This is a genomic window from Acrocarpospora pleiomorpha, assembly GCF_009687885.1.
GTDB lineage: Bacteria > Actinomycetota > Actinomycetes > Streptosporangiales > Streptosporangiaceae > Acrocarpospora > Acrocarpospora pleiomorpha.
This window is the reverse complement of the sequence record NZ_BLAF01000016.1, coordinates 167494-177285: the sequence shown is the minus strand read 5'-3', so window position 1 is coordinate 177285 and position 9792 is coordinate 167494. Positions and strand designations below refer to the sequence as shown.

General features: G+C 68.7%; 11 protein-coding genes. 6 read left to right on the top strand and 5 right to left on the bottom strand.

Annotation, left to right across the window (positions count from 1 at the left end; genetic code table 11):
- A partial coding sequence (locus Aple_RS52010) for a xanthine dehydrogenase family protein molybdopterin-binding subunit (RefSeq protein WP_170321511.1) occupies window positions 1-1131 on the bottom strand: 1131 nt, incomplete at its 3' end.
- Window positions 1132-1305: 174 nt separating this feature from the next.
- On the opposite strand from Aple_RS52010, the gene Aple_RS16630 reads away from it, so the two are divergent.
- Entirely contained in the window at window positions 1306-1956 is a 651-nt protein-coding gene (locus Aple_RS16630; RefSeq protein ID WP_170321510.1) for a GntR family transcriptional regulator, read from the top strand.
- On the opposite strand, the gene Aple_RS16625 is transcribed toward Aple_RS16630, so the two are convergent.
- Complete coding sequence (locus tag Aple_RS16625; RefSeq protein WP_218038360.1) at window positions 1940-2119, bottom strand: hypothetical protein; 180 nt, start codon at window positions 2117-2119, stop codon at window positions 1940-1942. The genes Aple_RS16630 and Aple_RS16625 overlap by 17 nt on opposite strands.
- 170 nt (window positions 2120-2289) lie before the next feature.
- Here Aple_RS16625 and Aple_RS16620 point away from each other — a divergent pair, with 170 nt between their 5' ends.
- Window positions 2290-3318: an aldo/keto reductase gene (locus Aple_RS16620; RefSeq protein WP_155345496.1), complete on the top strand. Its 1029-nt coding sequence runs from the start codon at window positions 2290-2292 to the stop codon at window positions 3316-3318.
- On the opposite strand, the gene Aple_RS16615 is transcribed toward Aple_RS16620, so the two are convergent.
- Both Aple_RS16615 and Aple_RS16610 read right to left on the bottom strand, forming a co-directional pair.
- Entirely contained in the window at window positions 3281-3514 is a 234-nt protein-coding gene (locus Aple_RS16615; protein ID WP_155345495.1) for a hypothetical protein, read from the bottom strand. The two genes, Aple_RS16620 and Aple_RS16615, sit on opposite strands and share 38 nt — an antisense overlap.
- Window positions 3508-4044, bottom strand: coding sequence for a hypothetical protein (locus Aple_RS16610; protein ID WP_155345494.1), 537 nt, complete (start codon window positions 4042-4044; stop codon window positions 3508-3510). Before Aple_RS16610 ends, Aple_RS16615 begins: the two co-directional genes overlap by 7 nt.
- Window positions 4045-4213: 169 nt before the next feature.
- On the opposite strand from Aple_RS16610, the gene Aple_RS16605 reads away from it, so the two are divergent.
- Window positions 4214-5104: a hypothetical protein gene (locus Aple_RS16605; RefSeq protein WP_170321509.1), complete on the top strand. Its 891-nt coding sequence runs from the start codon at window positions 4214-4216 to the stop codon at window positions 5102-5104.
- A 105-nt stretch (window positions 5105-5209) separates the two neighbouring features.
- Window positions 5210-6136, top strand: coding sequence for an SPFH domain-containing protein (locus tag Aple_RS16600; RefSeq protein WP_155345492.1), 927 nt, complete (start codon window positions 5210-5212; stop codon window positions 6134-6136).
- Between the two features lie 222 nt (window positions 6137-6358).
- Here the strand turns inward: Aple_RS16600 and Aple_RS16595 are convergent, their stop codons facing one another.
- Window positions 6359-6985 carry a TetR/AcrR family transcriptional regulator gene (locus Aple_RS16595; RefSeq protein ID WP_218038359.1) on the bottom strand — a complete coding sequence of 209 codons (627 nt, stop codon included), beginning with the start codon at window positions 6983-6985 and terminating at the stop codon, window positions 6359-6361.
- Window positions 6986-7061: 76 nt separating this feature from the next.
- Here Aple_RS16595 and Aple_RS16590 point away from each other — a divergent pair, with 76 nt between their 5' ends.
- Together Aple_RS16590 and Aple_RS52005 are read left to right on the top strand one after the other, a co-directional pair.
- Complete coding sequence (locus tag Aple_RS16590) at window positions 7062-7745, top strand: DUF4386 family protein (protein WP_170321508.1); 684 nt, start codon at window positions 7062-7064, stop codon at window positions 7743-7745.
- A gap of 404 nt (window positions 7746-8149) precedes the next feature.
- A partial coding sequence (locus Aple_RS52005; RefSeq protein ID WP_170321507.1) for a hypothetical protein occupies window positions 8150-9792 on the top strand: 1643 nt, incomplete at its 3' end.

Here is a 9792-nt window from a genome sequence, read left to right as displayed (position 1 = left end):
GCGTACGACGGCGGGGTCGAGGCCCAGTTCGGCGGCGAGCGTGTCGACGGTGGACTCCATGGCGAAGCACACCTGCGTCGCGCCGAACCCGCGCAGCGCCCCGGCCACCGGGTTGTTGGTGTAGACGGCGCGGGTGCTGATCTCGACGCGCGGGATCCGGTAGGGCCCGGCGGCGAAGTAGTGCGCGACGCCGACGACGGCCTTGGACGTGCTGGCGTACGCGCCGCCGTCGAACAGCAGGTCGGCGGCGAGCGAGACGAACGTGCCGTCGGGGTCGGCGGTCAGCTCGTACGTCATGATCGCCGGGTGCCTGCTCGGGTGGGCGCCGAAGGACTCGGCCCGCGAGTAGAGCGCGCGCACGGGGCAGCCGCTGAGCAGGGCGGCGAGGCAGAGGTGCACGTGCACGGTGATGTCCTCGCGCCCGCCGAACGCGCCGCCGACGCCGGCCAGCTCCACGCGCACGCGGTCCTCGGGCAGGCCGAGCGCCGCCGCGATCTGCGCCCGGTCGTGGTGCAGGTCCTGGGTCGCCACCCGCAGCACGACCCCGCCCGTGCCGTCGGGGAGCGCCAGCCCGGCCTCGGGGGCGAGGAACGCCGCGTCCTGCCGCCCGGTCCGCCACCGGCGGCGTACGCCTACCGCTCCCCGGCGGGCGGTCCCGTGCGCGAGGCGCAGCCGATGGACCAGGTTGTCCCCGTCCGGCCCGACGCGGGGGGCGTCGGGGTCGAGCGCGCGCTCGGGGTCGAGCAGGGCGGGGCGCGGGCGCAGGATCGGGCGGACCAGCAGGGCCATGCGGCGGGCCGCCTCGGCGGTCTCGGCGAGCGCGAAGGCGATCGGCTCGCCGTGGTGGCGGACGCGGCCGTCGGCGAGCACGGGCTGGTCAGGGGTCTTCACGCCGACGCGCCGCGCGCCGGGCACGTCGGCGATGGTCAGCACCCGGTACGCGCCGCGCACGCGCATCGCCTCCGCCGTCTCGACGCCGAGCAGGTCGGCGGCGGCGACGGGGCTGCGTACGGTCGCGCCGTGCAGCTCGCCGGGGGCGTGCAGCTCGGTCGCGTAGCCGAACTCGCCGGTCAGCTTGGCGACGGCGTCGGGGCGCACTGGAGAGGCTCCCACCCCCGAGGGCGATGGCATGCCGGATATTGTATCCAGAATGGGTCGGTTGGCAACGGCTGAGGGCCGCACCTTCAGTGGCTCACTCATGTGATAATTCGCATAACCGCGTGGTCCAGGCGGTGAGGGCGGGCCGATCGTCTTTCCCTGCCCTCTGCGATACTGTATGCAGGATTGTCAAGAGGAGGGGGCGCCGTGTCGATCGGCGAGTCGCATCGGGCACTCCGTGACGAGGTCGCCGACCAGCTCCGCAGCTGGATACTCGACGGCACCCTCACGCCGGGCAGCCGCCTGGGCGAGGGGGCGATCTCCGAGCGGCTGGGCGTGTCCCGGCTGCCGGTGCGCGAGGCGTTCCGCCGCCTGGAGGCCGAGGGTCTGGTTCAGACGGCTCCGCGGCGCGGCGTGCGGGTGGCGGTGTTCGACCAGGAAGAGCTGGCCACCATCCAGGAGATCAGGCTCGCGCTGGAGCTCATCGCGGTGCGCAAGACCGCCGAGCGGCGCGACTCCGAGACCATGAACGAGCTGGAGCGCGTGCTCCTCGCCGGTTCTCAGGCGGCCGAGGCGGGAGACCAGTCCGCGCTCAAGCGGCTCAACGGCGACTTCCACGAACTGCTGGCCGGCGGCACCGGCTCGCGGGTGCTCGTCGCCCTGCTCCGCTCCGTCCGCAACCAGGCGCACCACCTCGTCGGCGGCCTCGTCACCTCCCCCGAGGCCTCATGGTCGGAGCACGCCCGCGTGATCCGCGCCGTCCTGGACGCCGACGCCGAAATGGCCGCCCTCCTCATGCGCCGTCACCTCCACGACCGCCACGAATCCCAGCGCGCCACCCTCACCCCCAACCCCTAGTCCCGAGGTCCCGCTGGTCTTGGGGCTGCGCGTGGTCTTGGGTGGCGGACCAGGTGGCCAGGAGGCGCAGGGAGTCGGCGCTGGGGGTGCCGGGGGCGGCGGTGTAGACCACGAGGGTGAGGCCAGAGCTGAGGAAGGCCTGGATCTCGGCTCGATCGTCCATGCGTCCACGGTATGTGAGCTGCTCGGCGGCCAGACAGGTACTGCCGTTACCTGGAACGGCAGTGACTTCCGCCGGTGGGGGTCCGGGTAGGAGCATTTCGACGTGAGTCGTGCGGCGAGGGACTGTACGTCAGCGCTGACCCGTCACCCGTACCTGATCAGGAGCAACCCATGGAGTACCGCCGTCTGGGCCGTACCGGCGTCTCGGTCAGCAAGTTGTGCCTCGGAGCCATGATGTTCGGCGACTGGGGGACCAAGGACCACGACGAGAGCATTCGCGTCATACACCGCGCGCTGGACGCCGGGATCAACTTCATCGATACCGCCGACGTCTACTCCGCCGGTGAGTCCGAGGTCATCGTCGGCAAGGCCCTGGCCGGGGGCAGGCGCGACGACGTCGTCCTGGCCAGCAAGGTGCACATGCCGATGGGCGAGGATCTCAACCAGCGCGGGAACTCCCGCCGCTGGATCGTCCGCGAGGTCGAGAACTCGCTGCGCCGGCTGGGCACCGACTGGATCGACCTCTACCAGATCCACCGGTACGACCCCGACACCGACATCGACGAGACGCTCGGCGCCCTCACCGACCTCGTCCGCGCCGGCAAGGTCCGCTACCTCGGCCACTCGACCTGGCCGGTCTCGGCGATCGTGGAGGCCCAGTGGACCGCTAGCGAGCGCGGCCGGGAGCGGTTCGTGTGCGAGCAGCCGCCGTACAACATGCTCGTGCGCGCGATCGAGGCCGACGCGCTGCCCACGTGCGCGCGGTACGGGATGGGCGTCATCTCCTACAGCCCGGTGGCCGGCGGCTGGCTCACCGGCCGCTACCGCAAGGGCACGGAGTCGGAAGGGCCGTTCTCCGCGGCCCGCCGGCGGCTGGCCAACCGCTTCGACCTGTCGCTGCCGGACAACCAGCGCAAGCTCCAGGCCGTCGAACGGCTCGCGGAGCTGGCCGAGCAGGCCGGGATGACACTGATCGAGATGGCCGTCGCGTTCGTCCTGCGCCATCCCGCGATCACCTCAGCGATCATCGGCCCCAGGACCATGGAACATCTCGAATCCCAGCTGCCCGCCGCCGACATCGAACTGCCGGACGACGTGCTGGACCGCATCGACGAGATCGTGCCGCCCGGACTGACCATCAACCCCGCGGAGAACGGCTGGGTCAGCCCGGCCCTGGAGCCCGCGGCCCGCCGCCGCTGACGCCGCCCGAGGACTCCTCCTCGGTACGGAGTTGTGCCACGTCCTGATACGCCCTCGTCACGGCGGCGGTCATGGCGGACAGCGCGATGATGGGCACGGTGGGCCAGACGATGTTTCCCGGCAGGTAGAAGGCGGGGATCACTTGCGCGGCCGCCACGAAAACCCAGAAGCCTGGCGCTCCGGGAACTCTCACCATCGGCTCTCCCAGATGTACCAAGGGCCTTGGAGGTGCGTGTATCCCGTGTGGCTCTCGTCCGGTGGCAGGCCCTTCGGGCTCCACGCGAAGCCGTACTCGTTCAGGAATCCGGTGCCGCTCACCAGGAACCTCGCTCCACCCTCGATCCGCTCGATCGACGTCAGCGGATAGAGCCCCACCCACTGGTCGGCGTGTTCGGCGGACTCCGGCCCGGATGCGATGGTCTGGGCGAAACGCTCAAGGTTCGCCTCCGAGAGCGCGAACCGAGTGGTGAAGGGCAGATCGAAGTACACCAGTCCGATCACGGCCGCCCCCATGAGCGGCGCGGAAGCCCAGCGGATCCAGTGTCTGCGGAGCCCGGGACGGCCGTCCGAACGCAGGAGGGCCACGACGAACCGGGGAATCCAGACGACGACCGTGCCGAACGCCAGCGTGGAACCCAGCATCGCCAGCGCGAACGGGCCGCCGCCTGGCATGCTCCAGTCGTTCAGGATGATCAGCCCTGCCAGCGCGATGAGGGGAATCAACACCCGTCCAGGGGGACCGACCAAGGCCCGGGTAAGCGCCGGTAACGACGAAAGCGCGGTGACGTTTTCGGGCACGCCCGAGCGTATCGCGGCTTTGATCGCTTGAAAACGTATCTGGGTCTTATTGGGATTTCGCCTCTTTTTCATCTCCCGATTGACACCCTTATGTGGCGTGAACCCCTCCTCGTTTCCGGCCGTCTCCATGTGCATGAGAGGTATCCGGCTGGTAGCCGCGCTCGCGACACTCGCCGCCTGTGGGATGGCCTCAGCAGCGACCGCTCCCGAAACGCGGTACGAAACCGACATGTTCGTACTGGCCAACCAGGAGCACGGGCCCCAGCTCTGCGCGGCGATCGACTTCTCCTTCCCGCCTAAGTGCGGTGGCCCCGATATCGCCGGGTGGGATTGGAACGCGGTCGAGCACTCCGAGAAGGGCGGCGTGCGCTGGGGCGACTACCGCGTGGTCGGCACCTGGGACGGCGAGAAGCTGACGCTCACCGAGCCACCCCGCACAGCCGAGCGCCCCGACTCCCCACCTAACCGATCCAGGTTCGCCTCCCCCTGTCCAGAACCCTCAGGAGGCTGGCGCGCGGTCACCCCCGCCAAGGCGACCGATGAGGCGAGGGAGGCCGCGATCACCCGGGCCAAGAAGCTTCCCGGATACGCGGGCTCCTGGCTGGACCAGAGCTACCTGGATGAGATCGAAGGCTACGACTCCAGGGACTATCGATTCGTGGAGCGATACGCCAACGACCCCAAGAGGCTTGTGCTGAACCTGCGTTTCACCGGCGACGTGACCACCCGCGAGCCCGCGATTCGCGAACTCTGGGGTGGCCCGCTGTGCCTGAGCCAAGCCCAGCACACCAAGAAGGAACTACAGATCTTCCAGCAAAGGGCGTTCAAGGAGATCAAAGGGGTTTTCTCGGGCTGGGTCGACGAACCGAAGGGCCAGGTCGAGATCGGGGTCTGGCTGGCCACGCCGGAACTCCAACACGAGGTTGACGAAAAGTACGGAAAGGGCCTCGTCGTCCTGCACAGCTTTCTCAGGCCCGTGGGCTCATAGCACTACATCAGGCTCTGTCGTTACGCCCGCCCACTCCAGGACTTGACGACTTTCTTACCTACGCAAGCGCGCACCTGGATCTAGCCTTGGACTGGGGGGATAGCAATGAGCATCAATATCGTGCTCGGGCTGATCGTCATGATCACGGTGTTGCTGGCGGTCAGCGGCATCAGGGTCGTCAACCAGGTCGAGCGCGGCGTGGTCTTCCGCTTCGGCAGGGCCCAGCGGGAGGTCCGCCAGCCAGGGCTCACCTTCCTCATTCCGGTCGTGGACCGGATGAGGAAGGTGAACGTACAGATCGTCACGATGCCGGTGCCCACGCAGGAGGGCATCACCCGTGACAACGTCTCCGTCCAGGTCGACGCCGTCGCCTACTTCCGGGTCGAGGAGCCGCTGCGGGCGGCTATCGCGGTGCAGAACTACCTGTTCGCGATCGAGCAGGTGGCGCAGACTTCACTGCGCTCGATCATCGGCAAGAGCGATCTGGATGACCTGCTCTCCAACCGCGAGGAGCTGAACAAGGGCCTGGCTCTGATGATCGACAGCCCCGCGCTGGGCTGGGGCGTCCACATCGACCGCGTGGAGATCAAGGATGTCCATCTTCCCAATCCCATGCAGCGATCCATCGCCCGCCAGGCCGAGGCTGAGCGGGAGCGCAGGGCCCGTGTGATCACCGCGGACGGAGAGTTCCAGGCGGCACGGAAGCTCGCCGACGCCTCGGCCATCATGACCGAGAGCCCCGGCGCGCTTCAGCTGCGCCTGCTGCAGACCGTGGTGGAGGTCGCGGCCGAGAAGACCTCCACGCTGGTCATGCCGCTGCCTGTGGAACTGCTGCGCTTCTTCGAGCGCTCCGCGAGGAACGCCCCGGCCGGGGAGGCCGCTGACCAGGCAGCCAGTCCCTCGGAGCGGCAGTCCGAAGAGCAACCGGCCGTAACGGACTCCGTCACGCCTGAGCTTGCCCCGTCACGGCCTTCCTTCGAACGTTCCGCCACTGAATCGGCCGCGGAGGGTGGCGCTTTGCGTACCACCTAGACCAAGGACTGGGGCGACAAGACTGAAGGGCCGGCCAGATCACCTCGGCGTGAGCCCGGGCGTGCCTTGCCCGCGCACGACGATCGGCTTCGACGGACTTGGCCACCAACGGCACCGCGGCTGGTCGATGCGCTCGGCCCAACGATCGACGAGCGTTGGGGCGGCGCCGTTCGACGGGGAATATGCCGACCGGCTCTTGGTCTACGACGACCGCCATGATCATTACGAACCGCTCAAACCAGCCAGTACGCGGTGCAACCCCCACCGGAACTGGCCGGTTGAGTTGTATGCGGCGATGGTGTCGAGCTCTCTGTAGGTACGGGGAAACTGTTCCGGGTCGATGAGGAGGGCGGCGCGGCGGGCGGCGACTCTGTCCGGTTCCGGGGGTGGGGGAGTGCCGAAGGCTTCGAGGTCGGCGGCTTCCAGGGCGATGGCGCCGAGTACGTAGACCATCACCGTGTAGGTGGCGCGGGCGTCGGGGAGCACGCCCAGGAGGGATTCGCCGACGCGCAGGGCCATCGGGCCGTTGAAGGCGGCGCCGAGGATGGCGGGGACGGCGGCGGGGTGGGCCAGCAGGACCTCGCGCAGGGCCAGGGAGTAGTTCTCGACGCGCTGGTGAGGAGGCAGGGACGGGTCGTCGAGCAGGGACAGGTCGGCTTCGGCGAGGAGCCGGTCGGCCAGGGCGGTCACGATGGCGGAGCGGTCGGGGAAGTAGGTGTAGAGCGCGCCGGGGGTCAGGCCGACCCGGGTGGCCAGGGCGCGCATGGTCAGCGCGCCCTCGTCGATCAGCTCCAGCGCCGCGTCCAGGACGGCGTCCGGGTGGACGGAGCGCCGTGGTCCTCGTGTCACAGGATGACCCTAGCCGCTTCCCAAATAACTCTGAACGATGTTTAATTTAAACACTGTTCAGAGTTGGGAGTCTGCCATGAGATCGATCCTCGTCGCGGGTGTCGTCGCGGCCAACCTGGCCTTCGTCGGCCTGGGCATCACCTTCGGGTACCCCGACGTGCTCGCCGAGCCGCCGGCCGAGATCCTCGCCAGGTTCGCCGCCGACCAGGAGACCGTCACCGCCCTGTTCCTGCTGCTCGCCCTGGGCGCCGGATCGCTCATCCCGGTCGCGGTCCTGCTCGGCCGCCGCCTCCCGGACGGCCCGGCCGCCGCGCTCTCGGTGCCCGTCGGCGTGCTGGCCGGGCTGGTCCAGGTGATCGGCCTGCTCCGCTGGCCGTTCGCGATGCCCGCGCTGGCGCACGCCCCCGACCGGGCCACCGCCGAAACGATCTTCGCTGTGCTCCACGGCTACCTGGGCACCGGCCTCGGCGAAACCCTCGGCTACCTGCTCACCGGCGCCTGGACGATCCTGATCCTGCGCGCCCTGCCGGCCCCGCGCTGGTTCACCGCCCTCGGCGCCCTCTCCGCCGCCGCCATCCTCTCCGGCCTGCTCATCCCTCTCGACGTGCCCGGCACCGACCTGGCCAACTTCCTCGGCTACCTGGCCTGGAGCGCGTGGATGCTCTGCCTTGCCGTACGGGCCGGGAAGCTCACGCCACGGGTGCCGGCTGGAACCGGGTCGCGCAGCTCGCAGCCGACCGCGCCCGGTGAGTCCCGATGAATAGTCCCGCGCGACTCTCTTGGCGACCGGGCTGGGCGGCCGGGTGCGAAGGCCAAACACAATTCATCTCGATTCCATCAATTAGTGACATTCGCCTCTGCTTTATCGGATGATATGGGCCGATCATCCCGCCAACGGAAGAGCGGCACATGTGGCGGAAGCGGAAACCGCAACAGTCTCCGAAAGAGGCCGAAACTCAGCTGCGTTTCGAGCCCATAGATCAGGGCGATATCGGGTCGCGGTTGCCCGCTCTTCGAGCCGATCCCGGCCAGCTCGTTCCCATTCCTGCTCAGCGGGCGGGCGTACACGTCAAGCGACGCGTTCGGGTTGTCGCGGTCGGCGCGATTATCGCTCTGCTGGCCGGAATTACGGTCATAACGAAAACTATCTATGGCTCGCAGCCGGTGCCCTGGAAACGCGGAGCCACCGTATCGCAGAAGATCACCATCGATCTGGGGGCCGCCACTGCTCAGGCGTCGAGAATCGTGGTCGCCGGTGTCGTCTACGACCTGACGAGCGATCCGAAACCGTCGGCCACCGTCCAGGTGAACGAGAACTCCGGCGGAATTGCCGTAATTCTCAACAAAGCCGACAAACCGCTGACGATTGTCCCCGTCGTATCCGCTCCCGGAGTGACGCCGCGCGACCTCGTCGCGGACTGCAAAGCGGCCAGCGTGGGGGAGACGTTGCTGATGCCGTGGACGGCGCAGCCGAACGCGATCACCGTCAGCTTGCTCGATGCCTTGATCAGGAGGCCGTCCGGCGCTCGGGAGCTGACCGAGCACGCGGGCGAACTGTGCCGGCGGATCGCCCGTGAACCGCTCGCCGACGGTTCCACGCCGCCGCCCGGTCAGGCGGAGCTCCGCGCCCATGGGCGGCTCACCTGCTCCTTGGTCGAACAGATTCAGAAGATCTCGAAAGAGATCGACGCCGGCAAGGACCCGGGGTCCTGCTCAACCGCCCCATCCGGTGGCGGGCTTCGAGCCGTACGAGCCGAGACCCGAAAGTCAGCGCCGGACGGCACCTGCGCCGCGCCCACCTGGCGAGTCCCGCCCGCACCCGGCACCACGGCTTCCCCCATCGTCCTCTGCTCGGACGGCGTGACCACCACCGCCGTCAACAACAGCCCTTCGGCCGCGTTCCTCTACGAGGCCGGGAAAAACGCCGATCACGTGCTCGGCGCCGTCCCCGGCCAGGTCGTGCTCGTGCCCAGCCTGGACGCGATCGTCCTGGCCGTGCTCTCCGACATCGCCGGCTACGCCCTGTACGGCGTGAAGGCCGCCGGCTGCGGCATCCTGAGCATCTTCGGCATCTCCTTCGAGCCGTGCGAGCACCGCGACGACCTGCCGTCCAGCCAGATCGCGAAGCTGGCCGAGTTCGCGCGTCCCGGGCAGGCGAGAATCGAGACCAAGGCGGGGTACTACTCCGTCGCCTGGGGCCAGGTCGCCGACGACCCCCAAACCCTGGACATCAGCAAGCCGAGGGCCTACAGCCACACCCTGACGCTCGTGAACCACGCCGTCCTCCCGGCGCTCGGCCTGTTCCTCAACCGAACCCTGATCATGGATCTGTCAACGGCCAACACCGAGAAGAACCAGGAGCTGCTGGACGAGCTGAGTCGGCACCTCTCCCTCCCCAAGGGCGAGCAGGACATCAGCGATCTCGATCTCGTGGTACGCCTCGCGGGCATCGTCCTGACGGATCCGGAACTGCTGGCCCGGCTGATTCTCGTATTCGTGCCGTCGATCGTGGAGAGCGGCATCGAGCTGTCGGCGCGGATCGCGAAGGTGATGGGATATCTCAGCGCGCTGCCGGTGCTGGGCAACCTCGCCAAGATCGCCGAAGCGGTCAATTTCGCCACCAAGTCCATCCAGATCGTGCTGAGCCTCATCCAGCTCCTCCGCGTCGACGACCATCCGGGATACGTCGCCTGGCCCGCGCGCATGGACCGCGCGACCGCGGCCGCGTTGCCCGGCGGAGCATGTGCTCCTCCCCATGGAAACCTCGCGCCCGTAGGAGCGCCGGCGCAGATCGGCTGCCTGTGGCC

Bases quoted from the DNA above. Each gene is read 5' to 3' on its own strand.
- Aple_RS16590 (WP_170321508.1), top strand. From the start codon at position 7,062: ATGAGATCGATCCTCGTCGCGGGTGTCGTCGCGGCCAACCTGGCCTTC.
- Aple_RS16620 (WP_155345496.1), top strand. From the start codon at position 2,290: ATGGAGTACCGCCGTCTGGGCCGTACCGGCGTCTCGGTCAGCAAGTTG.
- Aple_RS16615 (WP_155345495.1), bottom strand. From the start codon at position 3,514: ATGGTGAGAGTTCCCGGAGCGCCAGGCTTCTGGGTTTTCGTGGCGGCC.
- Aple_RS16625 (WP_218038360.1), bottom strand. From the start codon at position 2,119: ATGGACGATCGAGCCGAGATCCAGGCCTTCCTCAGCTCTGGCCTCACC.
- Aple_RS16600 (WP_155345492.1), top strand. From the start codon at position 5,210: ATGAGCATCAATATCGTGCTCGGGCTGATCGTCATGATCACGGTGTTG.